The organism is Pseudomonas sp. IT-P176 (genome assembly GCF_949767245.1).
GTDB lineage: Bacteria > Pseudomonadota > Gammaproteobacteria > Pseudomonadales > Pseudomonadaceae > Aquipseudomonas.
On the sequence record NZ_CATKPN010000046.1, the window covers coordinates 1 to 18878 of the forward strand.

Consider the following 18878-nt stretch of genomic DNA (forward strand, 5'->3'; position numbering starts at 1 on the left):
CTCGTAACTCATTGTTTACCAAGGAGTTTTCCGTTTCGACTGCGCCGGAAGTGGGGCGAATTATAGACACCTGAGATCTGCCGTCAAGCGTTAATTAAGCTTTTGTTGCAGAAGGTGCCTTTTTACCCTTTAGACGCGGAATTCGCCGGGCAATGGCAGGCACACGCAAGACTAATAGCAGTGCACCTATAGAGGCATAGATCGCCCACTCTTTCAGGTCCGCACGAACTATCCATAACATATGCAGCAAACCAAGCCCCAAAATCACGTAGACCAGGCGGTGCAACTTCCTCCAGCGCACACCCAATCGTCGCTGACTGTATCGATTGGACGTTGCCGCCAGCAGGAGCAACCCCACCAGGCCGAGACTGCCAACAATAATGTATGGCCGCTTGCTCAGCTCCACCCCCAACTGCGACCAGTCCAGGCCAAGGATAAATACCAGGTAGGCAGACAGATGCAGTACTGCATAGGCAAAACTCCACAACCCCAGTTGCCGCCTGACCGCAATCCAGCCCGCCCAACCGCTCAATTTCTGCAAAGGCGTCATGCTCAACGTAATCAAGAGCAGCGTCAGGGTTCCCAAACCCAAGCGATCGACCAGCACCTTGCCCGGGTCAGGCCCCAACGCCGAACTCCAGGCTTCATACAACCAGAGCAGCGGCCACACCGCCGCCGCTATGAAGACGGCACTGCGCCACAACACAAACCGCATCAGTAGTTCGTCCTCAAGTCCATGCCTGCATACAGGCCGGCTACTTCATCTGCGTAGCCATTGAACATCTGGGTGGCACGCACATTGGGCTTGAACAATCCGCTGGGCAAACGCCGCTCCCGCGCCTGGGTCCAGCGCGGATGATCGACAGTGGGGTTCACATTGGCGTAGAAGCCATACTCATCCGCGGCAATGCTCTGCCAGGTGGTTTTTGGCTGCTCGCTGACCAGACTGATGCGCACGATGGATTTGACACTCTTGAAGCCGTACTTCCACGGCACCACCAAGCGCAATGGCGCGCCGTTCTGGTTAGGCAATTCACGCCCGTACATCCCGACTGCCAGGATCGCCAGCGGATGCATCGCCTCATCCAGGCGCAGCCCTTCTATATAAGGCCAGTCGATCAGGGCAAAACCGGAGCGCTGGCCCGGCATGCTCTGAGGGTCCTGCAAGGTTTCGAAGCGAATGTACCGGGCCTTGGAAGTGGGCTCGACCTGCTTGAGCAATGCAGAAAGAGGAAAGCCGATCCAGGGGATCACCATCGACCAAGCCTCCACACACCGCAGTCGGTAGATGCGCTCCTCCAACTGATAGGGTTTCATCAGGTCTTCCAGGGCATAACGCCCCGGCTTCCCCACCTCCCCGTCCACCACCACGCTCCAGGGTTCGGTTTTCAAGGCGCCGGCATTGGCGGCCGGATCCCCCTTGTCGGTGCCGAACTCATAGAAGTTGTTGTAGTGGGTCGCATCCTTGAAGGGCGTGATCGACTCATCCTTGACGTTGACCGCCCCCCAACGAGTCGCCGGGAGTTTCTCGTTGAACCAGGCTGGCGCCTTGCCCGGCTCGACGTCCGGGTATCGTGCGACGTCATCGGCGCTGGCCCAGCGCGGCAGACTGCTGGCAGCCATTACGCTGACTGCACTGCCCAGCACGCTGCGGCGAGATATATAGAGGGATTCAGGCGTGACGTCCGACTCAGGGCAGTCGGACGATTTGGGGAATTTGAATAACATGACAACTCCGCAGCATTGGAGGACTGATGCACCAATAGACTGCGGAGTATGGGGGAAATTACCTCACTCGGCTTTTTTGTGCCGGCGAAGGTGTAACAAGTACTGCACCGGACCAGAGGCGGCATAGGCGAGGAACACCAGGAGCAGAATGCGCGGCGGATCGCTGAACACCACGGCAAACACCAGCACCACCGCCAGGATCGCCACAAAAGGCACACGCCCCTTCAGGTCCAGCTCCTTGAAGCTGTTGTACTTGATGTTGCTGACCATCAACATGCCGGCCGCAGCCACCATCAGCGCCACCAGGAAGGACATTTTCGAGCCCTGGATCCCGTAGTCACTGAAGGCCCAGACGATACCCGCCACCACACCCGCGGCAGCCGGGCTGGCCAGGCCGATGAAGTAACGCTTGTCCGCGGTCCCCACCTGGGTGTTGAAGCGCGCCAGACGCAAGGCCGCGCCCGCCACATAGATGAAGGCAACCATCCAGCCGACCTTGCCCATATCGCCCAGGGCCCAGCCGAAGGCCAGCAACGCCGGCGCAACACCAAAGGCAACCATGTCCGACAGCGAGTCGTACTCGGCGCCAAAGGCACTTTGGGTATTGGTCATCCGCGCTACCCGGCCATCCAGGCCGTCGAGCACCATGGCGACAAAGATCGCGATTGCCGCGAAAGCAAAGTACTTGCTCGCGCCGGCAGCATCACCGGCACTCAAGGCGCTCTGCGCGCTCATCGAGTTAATGATGGAGTAGAACCCCGCGAACAGGTTCGCGGTGGTGAACAGATTCGGCAGAAGATAGATACCACGATGCCGGACTTTACGGCCTTCAGCATCATGCCCTTCTTCGATGTGTTCATCGATGGGCAGCAGGCTTTCGGCGTCAGAAGCCTGGTTTGGCTCTTCGGGACGTTCGCTCATGGACAGTACCTTGCAACGGTGTGGAAATTTTTGACAGGTGTCTGCGTCAACGGTTCGCAGCACAAACGATGCAGCTTTATACCAGAACCAGCCCGCCAAACGAAAAAACGCGGCATAAGCCGCGTTTTTCGTACAGGGTCGTGACTTAGTTTTTGGCTTTGTCGACGATCTTGTTGGCACCGATCCACGGCATCATCGAACGCAGTTGCTCGCCGATGATTTCGATACCGTGTGCAGCGTTGTTACGACGCTTGGCGGTCATCGAAGGGTAGCCGGTTGCACCTTCGCTGATGAACATCTTGGCGTACTCGCCGTCCTGAATGCGTTTCAGGGCGTTGCGCATGGCCTGACGGGATTCGGCGTTGATGACTTCAGGGCCGGTCACGTACTCGCCGTACTCGGCGTTGTTGGAGATCGAGTAGTTCATGTTGGCGATACCGCCTTCGTACATGAGGTCAACGATCAACTTCAGTTCGTGCAGGCACTCGAAGTAGGCCATTTCTGGCGCGTAGCCAGCTTCAACCAGGGTTTCGAAACCGGCTTTTACCAGCTCAACGGTACCGCCGCACAGAACGGCTTGTTCGCCGAACAGGTCGGTTTCGGTCTCGTCCTTGAAGGTGGTTTCGATGATGCCGGTACGACCACCGCCAACGCCAGCCGCGTAGGACAGTGCAACGTTTTTGGCATTGCCCGAAGCATCCTGGTAGATCGCGATCAGGTCAGGAATACCGCCGCCTTTGACGAACTCGGAACGCACGGTGTGACCCGGAGCCTTCGGCGCGATCATGATCACGTCTAGGTCAGCGCGCGGCACAACCTGGTTGTAGTGGATCGCGAAGCCGTGGGAGAACGCCAGGGTGGCGCCCTTCTTGATGTTCGGCTCGATTTCGTTCTTGTACAGGGCAGACTGGAACTCGTCCGGGGTCAGGATCATGACCAGGTCGGCAGCTGCAACAGCGGAAGCCACGTCAGTCACTTTCAGGCCGTGAGCTTCAGCCTTGGCAACGGTAGCCGAACCTTTACGCAGGCCAACGGTAACGTCAACGCCGGAATCTTTCAGGTTGCACGCTTGAGCGTGACCTTGGGAACCGTAACCGATGATGGCAACTTTCTTGCCCTGGATGATGGACAGGTCGCAGTCTTTTTCGTAATAAACTTTCATGAAATTCCCCTATATATCCAGGCCGTTCAGGCCATTCGCTAATTTGGTTTAGATGCTGAGTACTTTGTCGCCGCGGGCAATACCGGTTACGCCGCTACGGACGGTTTCCAGGATCGAAGCGGTGCCAATGGACTGGATGAAGCTGTCGAGCTTGTCGCTGGTACCGGTCAGTTGAACGGTATACACGCTGGCGCTGACATCTACGATCTGCCCACGATAAATATCCGTAGTGCGTTTGATCTCGGCGCGCTGGGCACCGGTAGCCTTGACCTTGACCAGCATCAGCTCGCGCTCGATGTGCGCGCTTTCCGACAGGTCGACCAGCTTGACCACTTCGATCAGCTTGTTCAGGTTCTTGGTGATCTGCTCGATGACTTCATCGTGCCCTACGGTGGTCAGCGTCAGACGCGACAGGGTCGGGTCTTCGGTAGGTGCCACGGTCAGGCTTTCGATGTTGTAGTTACGCTGCGAGAACAGCCCGACTACACGCGACAGAGCGCCCGGTTCGTTTTCCAGAAGCAAGGAAATAATGTGCCGCATGATTAAGTACGCTCCGTCTTGCTCAGCCACATATCGCGCATGGAGCCGTCTTTGATCTGCATCGGGTAGACGTGCTCGCTGGTGTCGACCGAAATATCGATCACGACCAGGCGATCCTTCATGGCAAACGCTTCTTCCATCTTCGACTTGAGGTCTTTCGAGTCGGTGATGCGCACGCCGACGTGACCATAGGCCTCGGCCAGCTTGACGAAGTCAGGCAGCGACTCCATGTAGGAGTGCGAATGACGGCTGCCATAGCTCATGTCTTGCCACTGGCGAACCATGCCCAGCACACCGTTGTTGAGGATCACGATCTTGACCGGCAAGCCGTACTGCAGGCAGGTGGACAGCTCCTGGATGTTCATCTGGATACTGCCTTCGCCTGTGACGCAGGCAACATCGACATCCGGGAAGCTCAACTTGATACCCATGGCCGCTGGGAAACCGAAGCCCATGGTGCCCAGGCCGCCGGAGTTGATCCAGCGGTTTGGCTTGTTGAACTTGTAGTACTGCGCCGCGAACATCTGGTGTTGACCCACGTCGGAGGTCACAAAGGCATCGCCCTTGGTCACTTCGCACAGGGTCTCGATCACGGTCTGCGGCTTGATGACGCTGCCGTCGCCCTTGTCGTAAGGGAACAGGCCGCGATCACCGCGCCACTCGTCCACTTGCTTCCACCAACTGGCAACGGACTCCTTGTTAGGGGTCTCGCCGATTTCCTTGAGGATCGCGACCATTTCGTTCAGGACGCTTTCCACCGGACCCACGATTGGCACGTCGGCCTTGATGGTCTTGGAGATCGAAGCCGGGTCGATATCGATGTGGATGATCTTGGCATTCGGGCAGAATTTCGCCGGGCCGTTGATCACTCGGTCATCGAAACGCGCGCCGACCGCCAGGATCACGTCAGCATGGTGCATGGCCAGGTTGGCGGTGTAGCTGCCGTGCATGCCGAGCATGCCAATGAACTGACGGTCGGTGCCAGGGTAGGCACCCAGGCCCATCAGGGTATTGGTTACGGGCAGGTTGAGCATCTGGGCCAGTTCGGTCAGCGGCGCGGAGCCGCCACCGAGGATCACGCCGCCACCTGCGTACAACACAGGACGCTTGGCCGCCAGGAGCATTTCTGCCGCCTTGCGGATTTGCCCGGAGTGACCACGAACAGCCGGGCTGTAGGAACGCAGCTTGGCTTTTTTCGGGAAGACGTATTCGAACTTCTCGGCCGGGTTGGTCATGTCTTTCGGAATATCGACAACCACCGGACCAGGACGACCGGATTGCGCCAGGTAGAACGCCTTCTTCATGACTTCCGGGATTTCCGAAGCGTGCTTGATCATGAAGCTGTGCTTCACGATCGGCCGGGAGATACCGATCATGTCGGTTTCCTGGAACGCGTCGGTGCCGACCATGGTGCTAGGCACCTGACCGGAAATGATCACCATTGGAATCGAGTCCATATAGGCGGTGGCAATCCCGGTAATGGCGTTTGTGGCGCCTGGACCGGAAGTCACCAATACCACGCCGGCTTTACCGGTGGCACGGGCATAGCCGTCAGCCATATGGGTAGCCGCTTGTTCGTGGCGAACCAGGATGTGAGTCACTTCCGGTTCTTTGAACAGGGCATCGTATACATGAAGGAGAGCACCACCCGGGTACCCGTAGATATATTTGACGCCTTCGTCACGCAAAAAGCGGACGAGCATCTCACCGCCAGATAAAAGCTCCACGTTGTTCACCTCTAAAACGCCAGAATACCGCCCACATAAGGGGACGGGTCTTAATAGGTTTACTTCTCAGCAGAGCATGAGCGACGGTGGTCGCCGACTACGTCAGCACTGACTGAGCAAGTATTGGGAGCGTCCCAAGTGTTGCGGGACTTTCCCACCCAGCGCGAGGTAACGCGTTGCGGGTGTAACAGGTCGGCGCGGATGTGCGCCTCATGATCTGCTGAGCGGGCCTGCTTCTGGCAGTCCCTCTACAGCGGACTTTGGATTCTTCTGTTTCGCCCTCTGCAAGTCAAGCCGTCAATGTGCTTAATTCGAACTAAGCGCATGAGAACGCAAGAAAAAACCGCCAAACCCCAGGTCGGATTATTTCAATTGCGCAGTTTTGGCAGGAAAATGGCATACGAACGCACCGGTCGCGGCGTGCAGAGGGGATTTTCTGGGGGGATAGAACGTCACTGCCAGCAGGACGCTGGCAGTGAGCACATCAACGGGAGGCGCTGATCAGTTGGTCGAACTCTTTGAGCAGAACCTGCAACTGACGATCCCGGCCCTGGACATCGCGGGCGGCGAAGACCATTTCGGCCATCTCCTGAATCCCCGAGGCGTTGGGCAAGGGCAGATCCTGTTCGAGGATCAGCTTCATACGTGGCAGGAAGATCCATTGCAGCCACTGCTCGAAGTCCAAGGTGTCGACCGAAAACGGCTCGACGCTGGACAGCGCCTGCGCAGAAGGCGAAACCTCGTCCCACCAGCCCTGGACCCGCAATTCGCGCTCGATCAGCAACAGTTGCTCGGCAATCTTCGGAAAACGTTGATCCATCACAGCGTAACCTTGGCCTTCTGCCGCGCCTGGGCCGCACCGGCGGCATCGCCCTGCTGCTCACGCGCCTGGGCGATCAACCCCCACAGGCTAGCCTGCAAGTCAGGACGGCCATTGGCCAGGGTCAAACCACGACGGGCGAACTGCTCCGCCTGGGGCGCATCGCCTTGGGCCATGCGCACTTGCGCCAGGCGATAGAGCACTTGCGGCTCACGCGGGGCTACCCGCTGGGCCCGCTCAAGGCTCGAAGACGCGCCATTGAGGTCACCACCCGCCTGTTGCTGCTGGGCCGTGGTGAGCAAGGCCAGCACCGGACCGTCCAACTGCTCGTCAGCCGACAGGCCACCGGCCGCGCTGCTGGCAGAAGGCACGCCGCTCGGCGTCGGCGGCAGGCTGTAGCTGGTGCTCGGTACGAGCGGGCCACTGTCGACCGGCCCCGGAGTAATCGGCCCGGAACTGATCGGCCCTGGGGTGATCGGCTGGGTGCTGATCGGCGTCGAGGTCGTGGCGCCGCCCCCTGGCACCATCACCACCACACCGGTATCACCCTGTGGGATGGCCTGGACCTGGCCCTGTGTCGGGCGGGTCACGGTGGTCTTGCGAAAGCCGCCGTTGGCAGAGAGCCGCTCGCTGTTGGACACCGCAGTGCCCGAATCGACCACCGGAATCGAGCCGCGCTGCACGGTCGAGCAGCCACTGAGCAAAGTCAGAGCCGTCAGCGTCACCGCTGGAATAAACCACTTGTTCACTTGAAACCCTCTCTGCTTAATTCATCCAGCCCTTGACCCAGTCCATCACCGATTCGCCTGAGGCGGGGTCTGTGCCACCGCAGGCGGCGCCGGGAGGCGGTTCGCTGCCGCGAATATACGGCATCTGCACCGCGCCCGGGCAACTGGCATCCGAGCCCTGCCCGGTCCGCGAATCGACCCAGGCCTGCACGATGTTGTCCGGCTGTGGCATGTCCAGCGGCAGCGGGTCGGCCTTGCGCATGAAACTGCTCCAGACCTGCAGCGCACCGGTGGCCCCGGTGAACGGCGTCTTGCCGTTGTCATCGCGGCCCAGCCACACCACCGCCAGCAGATCCTGGCTGAAACCTGCGAACCAGCTATCGCGCGAATCGTTACTGGTACCGGTCTTGCCTGCCAGGGTCAACGTCTTGGGCAGCACGTTATAAACCGAACTGCCGGTACCCTCGCGCATCACCCGCTGCATGGCGCTCTGGATCAGATAAATGGACGCAGGATCAAAGCGCTGCTGGATCTGGAATGGATAACGCTTGAGCGGCTCGCCCTCGGCCGTCAGCACGCTGCGAATCCCGCGCATCGGCGTATTAAAACCACCGTTGGCCAGGGTCTGGTACATGGTTGCCACTTCGATCGGCGTCAAGGCACCCGCCCCCAACAACATCGACGGGAAGGCCGGGAACTCACGCGTGACGCCGAGGCGGCCGAGGGTCTTCAGGACATTCGGCACCCCGACTTCCAGACCCAGGCGTGCGGTCGAGAGGTTGTAGGAATGCGCCAGCCCCTGATACAGGAAGACCGTACCGTGGGACCGACGATCATAGTTCTGCGGTTTCCAGACCTGGCCATCGGCGCCTTTTACCGAGAACGAATCGTCGGACAGCCAACTGGTCAGGGTGTACTTGCTCGGCTTCTCCAGCGCCGTCAGATACACCGCTGGCTTGATCAGCGAACCGATCGGGCGCACCGCATCCAGCGCCCGGTTGAACCCGGCAAAGCCGGCCTGGCGACTGCCAATCATGGCCTGTACTTCCCCGGTTTCCGGGTTGGTTACCACCATTGCCGCCTCGACCTCGTCCGCACCTTTGCGTCCGGAAAGACGCTTGAAGGTGTCGTTGACCGAAGCTTCCGCTTTCATCTGCAGGATCGGGTCGAAGCTGGTGAAAATCCGCAGGCCTTCTTCCGTCAAGTCTTCGTCGCGGTAGTCTTCGCGCAGTTGACGCTTGACCAGGTCGATAAAGCCCGGGAACGAACTGTCGGCCAGCTTGCCGCGGGTGGTCACACCCAGTGGCAGTTTTTTCGCGGCTGCCACCTGCTCGGCCGTGGCCACGCCCTGTTGCTCGAGGACATCCAGTACCAGGTTGCGCCGCTCAAGCGCCCGCTCGGGGTTGCGCCGCGGGTTGTAGTAGGACGGCCCCTTGACCATGCCCACCAGCATGGCCACTTGATGCAGTTTCAGCTCGGACAACGGCTGGCCGAAGAAGAACTGACTCGCCAGGCCAAACCCGTGCACCGCGCGCTGGCCATCCTGACCGACGAACACCTCATTGAGGTACGCCTCAAGAATTTCGCGCTTGTCGTAATGCAACTCAAGCAACATCGCCATCATCGCTTCGGTCAGCTTGCGGCTCAGGCTGCGCTCGTTGGTCAGGTAGAAGTTCTTGACCAATTGCTGGGTCAGCGTGCTGCCGCCCTGGGTCATTTTGCCGCCAGAGGTGTTGACCCAGACGGCCCGGGCAATCGATTTGGGCGACACACCCCAGTGGCCGTAGAAATCCCGGTCTTCGACCGCGACCAGGGTTTCCAGCAAATAGGGCGGGACCTGATCGAGCTTGATCAGAATCCGATCTTCGAGATTTTTCGGGTAGATCCCGCCGATCAGCAACGGCTCCAGCCGCACCACGGACAGCTTCGACCCGTTCAGCGCGGACAGCTCGGCCACGTAGTCGCCGGAGAAGCGCACACGCACCGGCTGGGCCGTCTCCATGCCTTCATAGAACTGGAAACCACGGGTATTCAGGTCCACGGTATTGCCACTGACTGCCGCCGCACCCGGGCCATTGGCCACGCTTTCGCGGCGATAGCCCAGGGCATCGAGTTCCGTGAGGAAATCTTGCTTGCTGAGCTTTTGTCCGACGAACAGCTCCAGCGGACGGGCGTAAACCTTGGCTGGAATGGTCCAGCGCTTGCCGGAGAACTTCTCCTGGACCACGGCATCAAGGTAAACAGCAAAGCCTGCCAGCACCACGAGGCCGACCAGACTGAGCTTCAGGGCCCAGCCCAGCCAAGGGCTCAGGCCTTTGGAGGGACGTTTTTTAGCAGTGCGGGGGGATCGGGTACGAGTCATGGCGGCGGATTATACGCACTTTATTCCTGATCAACATGAGCCCCGCGAGGTTTGCGTTGGCCCCGCTTGCGGCCATAATGGCGCCCTTGAATTTTCCCAGACTCTGAAGGATCGCCCGTGAGCCAATCCCTGATCGCTGCCCTGCAAAACCCGGCCCTCTACCCGCATCCGGTAGACGGATTCCAGGTCATCGAGACGCACATCTCCTGGGTGCTGCTCACCGGCCCCTACGCCTATAAAGTGAAAAAACCGGTGAACTTCGGCTTCCTCGACTTCACCACGCTCGACGCTCGCGAGCACTTCTGCGCCGAGGAACTGCGCCTCAACCAGCGCCTGACCAACGACCTGTACCTGGAAGTCTTGCCGATCACCGGCAGCGCTGAAGCCCCCCAACTGGGCGGCAGCGGTCCGGTACTGGACTACGCGCTGAAAATGCGTCAGTTCCCGCAAAGCCAACTGCTCAGCACTCTGCAGGCCAACGGCGAGCTGACCACCGCGCACATCGACGCGATGGCCCAACAGATTGCCCGCTTCCACCTCGAAGCGCCGCGCGTTCCGGCCGACCACGAAGCCGGCACACCGGACAGCGTCATGGCCCCGGTACAGCAGAACTTCGAGCAGATTCGTCCGTTCCTCAACGACAAGGCCGACCTGCTGCAACTCGAAGCCCTGCAAGCCTGGGCGCAAAGCAGCTTCGAGCGCCTCAAGCCGCTGCTGGCCCAACGCAAGGCCGAGGGTTTCATCCGCGAATGCCACGGTGATATCCACCTGGGCAACGCCACCGTGATCGACGGCAACGTGGTGATTTTCGACTGCATCGAATTCAACGAGCCGTTCCGCTTCACCGACGTCTATGCCGACACCGGTTTCCTCGCGATGGACCTGGAAGACCGCGGCCTGAAAAGCCTCGCTCGCCGCTTCATGAGCCAGTACCTGGAGCTGACCGGCGATTATCAGGGCCTGGAGCTGCTGAACTTCTACAAAGCCTACCGCGCCCTGGTGCGCGCCAAGGTCAGCCTGTTCAGCATGCCTGCCGATGCGACCCCCGTGCAGCGGGCCACTACCCTGCGCCAGTACCGCAACTACGCCAACCTGGCGGAAAGCTACAGCACCATCCCATCGCGCTTCCTGGCCATCACCCACGGCGTCTCGGCAGTCGGCAAAAGCCGCGTGGCCATGCGCCTGGTTGAAGCGCTGGGCGCCATCCGCCTGCGTTCCGATGTCGAGCGCAAGCGCCTGTTCGGCGAGCAACAGGTACCCAACGATCCACAAGTCGGCATCTACGGCGCCGACGCCAGCGCCGCCACCTATGCACGCCTGCACGAGATTGCCGACGTGATCCTGCGTGCCGGCTTCCCAGTGGTGCTCGACGCCACGTACCTCAAGCGCGAGCAGCGCGATGGCGCGGCGCACGTTGCCGAGGCCACTGGCGCACCCTTCCTGATTCTTGACTGCAACGCACCCCAAGCCGTGATCGAGAGCTGGCTGGCCCAGCGCCAGGCCGACAAAAACGATCCATCCGACGCCAACCTGGCCGTTATCGCCGCTCAACAAGCCAATCGCGAAGCCCTGACGCCTGCAGAGATTCTCTGCAGCAAACGGGTGCAGACCAACGAAAGCGGGACCCTGGACACCGTCGTCGCCCAGATCCGCCAGCGCCTGCCAGGCCTGTAAGCACGCGAGGTAACCGGCGTGAGGTCGTGATGACCTCACGCCGGTTACGTAGTGGCACTATACTGGCGTCATAAATCCAACACGGTGACGCCCATGAGCCAGCCCACACTGCTCGATACCCCGCTCTACGCCCTGCTGCACAAAGACGACATCCACGGCTTCAATCGCGAACGCCCACAGAACGGCACGATCGACATGGTGGGCGGTGATTTTCGCGGCCTCGACCTGCGCGAACTGAACGCTGCAGGCATTGATTTCAGCGATGCCTACTTCCGCTCCGCCGACCTGCGCGGCATTGATTTTCGCCAGGCCTCCCTGGAAGGCGCGAGCCTGGCCCATGCGCAAATTTCCCGCGCCTACTTCCCGCCCGAACTTTCGGCCGACGAAATCCTTATGTCGATGAACTTCGGTACCCGCCTGCGTTACCGCACCCGCTAATCCGACTCACACCCACTGAGCCTCTGGCGCCGCCACGGGGCCGGACTTGGTGCGTCGTTTTCACGACACCCGCCCCCGTCGCAACGCCTCTCGCAGAGCCATCTGGCACATGGCCTTAGAAGCTTTTGCGTTCAAACCGACCAAAGAACTACGCTTTTCCTACTGACCGCTACACTCCTCAAAGGTCCGCCCAACGCACTCTTCGCCCATCGCAAGGAGGCTTGATGAATGACGAACTGCAACACCTGAAGAATCTTGGCAAGACGTCGGCGCAATGGCTGCATGCCGTAGGCATTCACAGTGCTTCGGATTTGCGCCGGCTGGGGGCGGTGGATGCTTACAGGGCGGTACGCACCCGCGGGTTCCGCGCATCGAAGGTGCTGCTGTACGCGATCGAGGGGGCACTGCTGGACATGCACTGGAACGATATTCCCGCCGAACGCAAAGACGCCCTCAACAAACAACTGGAAGCCATCTCGTCCCGACAAAAGAATTGAGCCCGTTCGACAGCGGGCAACCCCAGGGTTTACAGGGGTTTCAAACAAGCGTTTAGAGAAATGAAAAAGAATTCGAGAATCATCCGTTGACTTAGAAATGAGAATCGTTATGATTATCACAACTGGTCGCGAGATCAGTTGATCTTCTGGAAGACCATTGGTTCGGACTCTCAGATTATCTCCTCATCAGGCTAATCACGGTTATTTGACCCGGCTCTTGCCGGGTCTTTTTTTGCCTGTCGATTACCCACCGTCAGTCGCTCACTGGCGCATTGAGGCGCAATAATCCTGCACCGGCCGGACGGCCGTGTACCAGGCGTAATCCGCCGAGGCCGTTGCCACTGGCTGACCTTTCTCCGCCAGCATCAACACCACCGCTGGCGGGCGCGCTTCGAGATCCGCCATGTGCATCGGCACCCCGAGATCCAGGCGAGCGTGGTAACCACCGGCAAACAAGATAGCGGGCGTCGGTGCAATCATCAGGCGCTCGGCCATTCGCCGATCGCGGTGTTGCTGCACGGCCAGCATCGCCGGCATCTGGCTCTCGGGTAGCAGGCCGCAATGGGATAACGCAATTTGCGCCAGCAACGACGCCCTGACCGAGGCCGCATTCGAGCGCCCACCGCTCAGGGCTGGTGCCTCTTTGTAGAGACGCCGCACCTCAGGCCCATCGAGATTGGCTGCCAGCAAGGGATAAGGCTGGGCCAAGGCATAACGCACAATCGGGCCATACAGACTCCAGTCCCAACCCGGCTGCCAGGCCAACGCGGCCGGCAGATCAGCCGGCCATTGCCCCGGGCTGCGTGCGCGCAGTTGATCGACCGCGGCCTGTTGCCCGGGGGTGAACATTTCCAGCAACAGACTGCCTTGCGCCCGGCGCTGGGCCAACGCGTGCAACAGCCATAGTTGGACCTGGTGGTGATCAGGGTTGTCATGCTGCTCGCCGACGATCACCCGGGGCGCTGCGGCCAAACGCTCGACCAGCGCCTGGGCCGTCAGTGTCTGCCCGCTGCGCAGATCGACAATCTCGCCAGCAGGCTGACCTACGCCTGTCGGCACCCCGCTCTGGCAGGCCGCCAGCAGCAGGCACAACAGAATCAGGATTCGACCCATGAGCTCACCTCAACGAGCAATGATCAGCGGATGCCCACGCTCCGGGTGCGGCTGCACCAACACTTCCAGGCCGAACACCGCCTGCAGCGACTCGGGGCGCAGTACCTGTTGCGGGGTGTCCAGGGCATGGGGGCGACCGTTTTCCAGGAGCAGAATGCGGTCACAGTAGCGCGCGGCCAGATTCAGGTCATGCAGGATCACCAGCACCGCCGCACCGCGATCGGCAAACTGGCGCACGGCCTGCAACGTTGTGTGTTGATGCAAGGGGTCGAGCATCGAGGTTGGCTCATCGAGCAGCAAGGTCTGCCCTGCTTCACCCGGCCATAGCTGCGCCAGCACCCGCGCCAGGTGCACCCGCTGGCGCTCACCACCCGAGAGTGCGGTGTAGCTGCGCCCGCTCAAGTGGGCAACGTCAGCTGCTTGCAAGGCCGCGGCGACAATTTCGTCATCTCGCTGGCGGCCGGTCTGATGCGGCAAGCGGCCCATGCCGACCACCTCCTCGACGCGGAAGGCGAAATCCAGGGTCGAACTCTGCGGCAGCACGGCCAGACGTTGCGCGCGCCGGGCGCCGTCCCACTCATTCAATGGGCGCTGGTCCAGCCAGACGTGGCCATGATCGGCACGCAGTTCCCCGCACAGGGCTGCCAGCAAGGTGCTTTTGCCAGCACCGTTGGGGCCCAGCACACCAAGCACCTCGCCTGGGTTGAGCGCAAGGTCGATGTCCGCCAGGACGATGTTGCCGCCTCGACGGATCTGCAGGTTTTCCACGCGCAGCATCAGGCACGACCTCGCAACAACAGGAACAGAAAGAACGGTGCACCAATGAACGCGGTGACGATGCCGATTGGTAATTCCGCCGGTGCGAGCGCCAGGCGCGCCACCAGGTCGGCCAGCAATAACAGGCTGGCGCCCGCCAGGATCGAGGCCGGCAACAACACCCGATGATCGGGTCCGGCCAGCAACCGCACCAAGTGCGGCACCACCAGGCCGACAAAGCCGATCATCCCCGCCGCCGCGACAGCCGCGCCCACTCCTAGCGCGGTGCAGAACACCAGTTCGCGCTTGAGCCGCTCGACATTGATCCCCAGGTGACTGGCCTCAGACTCGCCTAGCAGCAGCGCATTCAATGCCTTGGCCCGGCGCGGCAACCACAGCGCCACCAGCACCGTCACCAGCAGCAAAGGCCAGAGCCGCGCATAACTGGCGCCATTGAGACTGCCCAGGTTCCAGAACGTCAGGGTGCGCAAGGTCGCATCGTCGGCCAAATAAGTGAACAAGCCCACCGCTGAACCCGCCAACGCCGTCAGGGCGATGCCCGCTAGCAACATGGTCGCGACGTTGGTCTGGCCGTTGCGCCGGCCCAGACGATAAACCAGCGCCGTCACCCCCAGGCCGCCGAGGAAGGCACAGATCGACAACAAGTACGGACCGATCGCCTCCGGCATTCCGCCGAACAGCGAACCACCGACAATCGCGATCGCCGCGCCGAGGGCCGCGCCACTGGAAACCCCCACCAGCCCCGGGTCCGCCAGCGGGTTGCGGAACAGCCCCTGCATCGCCACCCCAGACAGGGCCAGGACGCCACCCACCGCCAGCCCGAGCAAGGTACGCGGCAAACGGATCTGCCCGAGTATCAGCTCGGCCTGCTCCAGACCATCACCCGCAATCGGCAACCCGAGCATACGCAGGGCCGCCCGCAAGGTGTCCAGCAACGGCAAGCTGACGGGGCCCAGGGCCAGGGACAGCCAGGTCGCCAGCACACACAGCAGACCCAGGCCAATGAACAACGAACGCGGTTTTACCAGAGTACTCATTGGGCGGCAGTGGCCTTGGCGGACTCAGCCGGATAGAACCCGGCAGACAGCTTGACCAGGCTTTGCGGCAAACGCGGTCCCAGGCCGCCGACCAACAGCGTCGGGTCGAGCTCCAGGACGCGACCGGCCTTGGCCGCCGGCGTCGAGGCGAGGATCGGGTTCTGCTTGAACAACGCTTCACGTGCGGCATCGCCGGTCAATGCCCGGTCCGAGAACACCAGGACATCCGGCGTTAGCCCCGCCAGGGACTCCACCGAAAACGGCTTATAGCCACTGTGGGTCGCCAGGTTATGCCCGCCGGCCTGTTGCAGTAGCCAATCGGCCGCGGTGTCTTTACCCGCAATCAACGGCTTGCCCCCGGCGTGGCCCAGCAACAGCAGCACACCCGGTGCCTTGGCGCTGGACTGGGCCTGGCTGACCCAGGCCTGCTGCTGCGCAATTTGCTGTTGATAACCGTCGAACAGTGCCGTGGCCTGCGCCTCGCTGCCCAGCAAGCGCCCCAGATGCTGCAAATTGTTCTGCAGGGTGGGCAAGTCCGGCTGAGCCGAAAACAGCTCGACCTGGACCCCGGCACTGCGAATCTGCGACAACACCGGCGGCGGGCCCATTTCTTCGGTGCCGATCAGGATCTGCGGACGCAGGCTCAAAATGCCTTCCGCCGACAGTTGGCGTTGATAACCGATACTCGGCAAGCTCTTGAGTGACTCCGGGTGCTGGCTGGTGGTGTCCACTCCCACCAGCTTGGCCTGCGCGCCCAAGGCACTGACCCACTCCGACAGCGCGCCCCCGGCACTGACCCAGCGTTGCGGCAATTCGGCCGCTGCGGCCCCATGGGTAACCAGAAGTCCGACACAGAGCGCGATAGCGCTGGTACTCAGGCGCATAACAGGGTTTCCTTTCAGGAGTTTTCCCGCACAATCCCAGGCGCTATAGCTAACGCACCTTCGCGGGCGAAGCCGGCATTTGATAATTGTTAGCATTTGCGCGTCAAGCACGGACATATTTGCTAACCAGCGCACGCAGCACATAACCGCCGCAGGCCAGGGTCTTCGGCACCTGAGGATAGTCATGAAGTTTCTTTGTACCAGCGCCGAACTGGTCGATGCCAGCAGCCGTGGCTTCGAGATTGCCGGGCAAAAGGTCTTTGCCGTGCGCCGCGAAGGCCGGGTCTACGCTTACCAGAACCGTTGCCCGCACCGTGGCGTCGGCCTGGAATGGCAGCCGGACCAATTCCTCGACCCCAGCGCCAGCCTGATCCAGTGCGCCACCCATGGCGCACTGTTCCTGATCGAGAGCGGTGAATGTGTGGCTGGGCCTTGCGCAGGCCAATCACTCAAGGCCCTGCAGTGCCGCGAAGACGCCCAAGGCATCTGGGTCCAAGGCTAAACGCCGAGCAGCACCTCAAGACGCCGCTCGACCCTGACTTCCTCGGCGCTCAGGCTCACGCCGTAGGCCAACACTTCAACCCCGGACGCTTTGGCCTGCGCCAGGGCGGCGGCGTAGCCCGGATCGATCTCCACCGCCGGGCGCACTGCCTCGATACCGGTCAGGTTCACGCAATACAACTGCACAGCGCGAACCCCGTCCCGGGCCAGGCACGCCAGCTCGCGCAAATGCTTGGCACCGCGCTGAGTCACCGCATCGGGAAAAGCCGCGACCGCCGAGCCGTCGAACCCCAGGGTGACACTTTTGACTTCGACGAAGGCCGGTCCGTGGGGGTAATCGAGGCGGAAATCGATCCGGCTGTTCTCCTGCCCGTACGGCACTTCCCGCTTGAGCCCGGTAAAGCCGGCCAGCTCGCTGATCAGCCCGGCGCGCAGCGCTTCCTCGATCAACGGGTTGGCCCGCGCCGTGTTGACACACGCCAGGCGTCCTTGCGGGGTTTCGCTGATTTCCCAGGTGCCGGGTAATTTGCGCTTGGGGTCGTTGGAGCGGCTGAACCAGACCTGCCCGCCTTCGACCATGCAATTGAACATCGAGCCGGTGTTAGGGCAGTGAATGGTGAGCATCTCGCCGCTAACAGTTTCGATATCGGCGAGAAAACGCTTGTATCGTCGGATCAGCCGACCTTCTTCCAGAGGGGGATCGAAGCGCATCAGCCTTGCCAGCTCCGCAAGCCACGGGCAATCCGCTCCACCGCTTCCTGCAACCGCGGCAGGCTCTGGGTGTAGGCAAACCGCACGTGATGCCCGGCCTGGTGCCGGCCGAAGTCCAGCCCCGGGGTAAAGGCGATGTGTTCGGTTTCCAGGAAATGCCGACAGAACGCAAAGGCATCGCCACCAAAGGCGCTGATGTCCGCATACAGATAGAACGCGCCTTCGGGCTCTACCGCGATGCCAAAGCCCAGCTCACGCAACGCCGGCAGGAGGAAATCGCGGCGCCGGCCGAATTCGGCGCGGCGCTCCTCCAGAATGCTCAAGGTTTGCGGCTCGAAACAGGCCAATGCCGCGTACTGGGCCATGCTCGGCGCGCTGATATAGAGGTTCTGCGCGAGCTTCTCCAGCTCGCTGACCGCCCCTTGCGGCGCCACCAGCCAGCCCAGGCGCCAGCCGGTCATGCCGAAATATTTGGAAAAACTATTCAGGACAAAGGCACTGTCATCCACTTCCAGCACACTGGCGGCATCGGTGCCGTAGGTCAGGCCGTGGTAGATCTCGTCCACCACCAGGTGACCGTTGCGCCCCTTGATTGCCGTCGACAGTCCAGCCAGTTCGTCGCGGGTCAGAATGGTTCCGGTGGGGTTGGCCGGCGATGCCACCAGTGCACCGACGCTGTCCTGGTCCCAATAACGCTGCACCAGGTCCGGGGTCAGTTGGTAACGCACCTCCGGCCCGACCGGCACCAGTTGCGCCGCGCCCTCCACCAACCGCAGGAAGTGGCGGTTGCACGGGTAACCGGGGTCGGCCAGCAACCAGTGCTTGCCTGGGTCCACCAGCAAGGCACTGGCGAGCAACAGCGCGCCGGAGCCACCTGGGGTGATCAGGATGCGTTGCGGATCGATGTTCAAGCCGTAGCGTTGCTCGTAGAAGCCGCTGATGGCTTCACGCAGTTCAGGTATGCCGCGCGCCGCGGTGTATCGGGTTTTCCCCGCCGTCAGCGCCGCCTGGCCAGCCTGGATGATCGGTTCGGCAGTGGTGAAGTCCGGTTCGCCGATTTCCAGGTGAATGACGTCGTGCCCGGCTGCTTGCAGCTCGTTGGCGCGCGCCAGCAGGGCCATGACGTGGAAAGGTTCGATAGCGCGGCTGCGCGCACTGTAGGGCTGAGCCATTAGCCTTCCTTCAACGGGGTAAAAGAAACGATTCTACCCAAGGCCAGGAACGAGCGAGAAGCTAATGCGGTCACAAGACCAAGGTT

The 18878-nt window shown here is 61.3% G+C and carries 19 protein-coding genes; 4 read left to right on the forward strand and 15 right to left on the reverse strand.

Going from position 1 to position 18878, the window contains the following annotated elements:
- Nucleotides 1–94: 94 nt before the first annotated feature.
- The 9 genes from msrQ to mrcB all read right to left on the reverse strand — a co-directional run bounded on the left by msrQ (nt 95) and on the right by mrcB (nt 9988).
- On the reverse strand, nt 95–715 hold the full coding sequence (msrQ, locus tag ACM6IP_RS12620; RefSeq protein WP_095166612.1) for a protein-methionine-sulfoxide reductase heme-binding subunit MsrQ: 621 nt from the start codon (nt 713–715) through the stop codon (nt 95–97).
- Entirely contained in the window at nt 715–1728 is a 1014-nt protein-coding gene (msrP, locus tag ACM6IP_RS12625) for a protein-methionine-sulfoxide reductase catalytic subunit MsrP (RefSeq protein ID WP_414861610.1), read from the reverse strand. The genes msrQ and msrP overlap by 1 nt, the downstream gene beginning before the upstream one ends.
- A 63-nt stretch (nt 1729–1791) precedes the next feature.
- The gene (gene pssA / locus ACM6IP_RS12630; protein ID WP_095166608.1) at nt 1792–2649 is read right to left on the reverse strand and encodes a CDP-diacylglycerol--serine O-phosphatidyltransferase; all 858 of its coding nucleotides are present in this window, start codon (nt 2647–2649) and stop codon (nt 1792–1794) included.
- 145 nt (nt 2650–2794) lie between these two features.
- Nucleotides 2795–3811, reverse strand: a complete 1017-nt coding sequence (gene ilvC / locus ACM6IP_RS12635; protein ID WP_007948647.1) for a ketol-acid reductoisomerase — start codon at nt 3809–3811, stop codon at nt 2795–2797.
- Nucleotides 3812–3859: 48 nt separating this feature from the next.
- On the reverse strand, nt 3860–4351 hold the full coding sequence (ilvN, locus tag ACM6IP_RS12640) for an acetolactate synthase small subunit (RefSeq protein ID WP_003176102.1): 492 nt from the start codon (nt 4349–4351) through the stop codon (nt 3860–3862).
- Nucleotides 4352–4353: 2 nt separating this feature from the next.
- Nucleotides 4354–6078 (reverse strand): acetolactate synthase 3 large subunit, encoded by a 1725-nt coding sequence (locus ACM6IP_RS12645; protein WP_095166633.1) that lies wholly within the window; start codon nt 6076–6078, stop codon nt 4354–4356.
- Between the two features lie 484 nt (nt 6079–6562).
- Nucleotides 6563–6898: a YqcC family protein gene (locus ACM6IP_RS12650; RefSeq protein WP_095166606.1), complete on the reverse strand. Its 336-nt coding sequence runs from the start codon at nt 6896–6898 to the stop codon at nt 6563–6565.
- Nucleotides 6898–7647: a hypothetical protein gene (locus ACM6IP_RS12655; RefSeq protein ID WP_095166604.1), complete on the reverse strand. Its 750-nt coding sequence runs from the start codon at nt 7645–7647 to the stop codon at nt 6898–6900. Before ACM6IP_RS12655 ends, ACM6IP_RS12650 begins: the two co-directional genes overlap by 1 nt.
- A gap of 16 nt (nt 7648–7663) precedes the next feature.
- Nucleotides 7664–9988: a penicillin-binding protein 1B gene (gene mrcB / locus ACM6IP_RS12660; protein ID WP_414861611.1), complete on the reverse strand. Its 2325-nt coding sequence runs from the start codon at nt 9986–9988 to the stop codon at nt 7664–7666.
- 117 nt (nt 9989–10105) lie between these two features.
- Here mrcB and ACM6IP_RS12665 point away from each other — a divergent pair, with 117 nt between their 5' ends.
- The 3 genes from ACM6IP_RS12665 (at nt 10106) to ACM6IP_RS12675 (ending at nt 12597) form a co-directional block, all read left to right on the forward strand.
- Entirely contained in the window at nt 10106–11662 is a 1557-nt protein-coding gene (locus ACM6IP_RS12665) for an AAA family ATPase (RefSeq protein ID WP_414861612.1), read from the forward strand.
- Nucleotides 11663–11755: 93 nt separating this feature from the next.
- The gene (locus ACM6IP_RS12670) at nt 11756–12100 is read left to right on the forward strand and encodes a pentapeptide repeat-containing protein (protein WP_414861613.1); all 345 of its coding nucleotides are present in this window, start codon (nt 11756–11758) and stop codon (nt 12098–12100) included.
- Nucleotides 12101–12324: 224 nt separating this feature from the next.
- The gene (locus ACM6IP_RS12675) at nt 12325–12597 is read left to right on the forward strand and encodes a TfoX/Sxy family protein (protein WP_095166596.1); all 273 of its coding nucleotides are present in this window, start codon (nt 12325–12327) and stop codon (nt 12595–12597) included.
- A gap of 261 nt (nt 12598–12858) precedes the next feature.
- Here the strand turns inward: ACM6IP_RS12675 and ACM6IP_RS12680 are convergent, their stop codons facing one another.
- Genes ACM6IP_RS12680 through ACM6IP_RS12695 form a run of 4 tightly spaced genes read right to left on the reverse strand, consistent with a single transcriptional unit; the run spans nt 12859 to nt 16408 of the window.
- Nucleotides 12859–13710: a ChaN family lipoprotein gene (locus ACM6IP_RS12680; protein WP_414861614.1), complete on the reverse strand. Its 852-nt coding sequence runs from the start codon at nt 13708–13710 to the stop codon at nt 12859–12861.
- Between the two features lie 9 nt (nt 13711–13719).
- Entirely contained in the window at nt 13720–14487 is a 768-nt protein-coding gene (locus tag ACM6IP_RS12685; protein WP_320333025.1) for a heme ABC transporter ATP-binding protein, read from the reverse strand.
- Nucleotides 14487–15470 (reverse strand): FecCD family ABC transporter permease, encoded by a 984-nt coding sequence (locus tag ACM6IP_RS12690; RefSeq protein WP_414861699.1) that lies wholly within the window; start codon nt 15468–15470, stop codon nt 14487–14489. Before ACM6IP_RS12690 ends, ACM6IP_RS12685 begins: the two co-directional genes overlap by 1 nt.
- A 50-nt stretch (nt 15471–15520) precedes the next feature.
- Nucleotides 15521–16408 carry a heme/hemin ABC transporter substrate-binding protein gene (locus tag ACM6IP_RS12695; RefSeq protein ID WP_095166587.1) on the reverse strand — a complete coding sequence of 296 codons (888 nt, stop codon included), beginning with the start codon at nt 16406–16408 and terminating at the stop codon, nt 15521–15523.
- Nucleotides 16409–16592: 184 nt separating this feature from the next.
- Between ACM6IP_RS12695 and ACM6IP_RS12700 the strand changes: the two genes are divergently transcribed.
- A complete protein-coding gene (locus ACM6IP_RS12700) occupies nt 16593–16910 on the forward strand; it encodes a Rieske (2Fe-2S) protein (protein WP_320333026.1) in 318 nt (105 codons plus the stop codon).
- Here the strand turns inward: ACM6IP_RS12700 and sfsA are convergent.
- The gene (gene sfsA, locus ACM6IP_RS12705; RefSeq protein WP_414861615.1) at nt 16907–17620 is read right to left on the reverse strand and encodes a DNA/RNA nuclease SfsA; all 714 of its coding nucleotides are present in this window, start codon (nt 17618–17620) and stop codon (nt 16907–16909) included. The genes ACM6IP_RS12700 and sfsA overlap by 4 nt on opposite strands.
- Nucleotides 17620–18792, reverse strand: a complete 1173-nt coding sequence (locus ACM6IP_RS12710) for a pyridoxal phosphate-dependent aminotransferase (RefSeq protein ID WP_095166581.1) — start codon at nt 18790–18792, stop codon at nt 17620–17622. The genes sfsA and ACM6IP_RS12710 overlap by 1 nt, the downstream gene beginning before the upstream one ends.
- Nucleotides 18793–18878 lie beyond the last annotated feature (86 nt).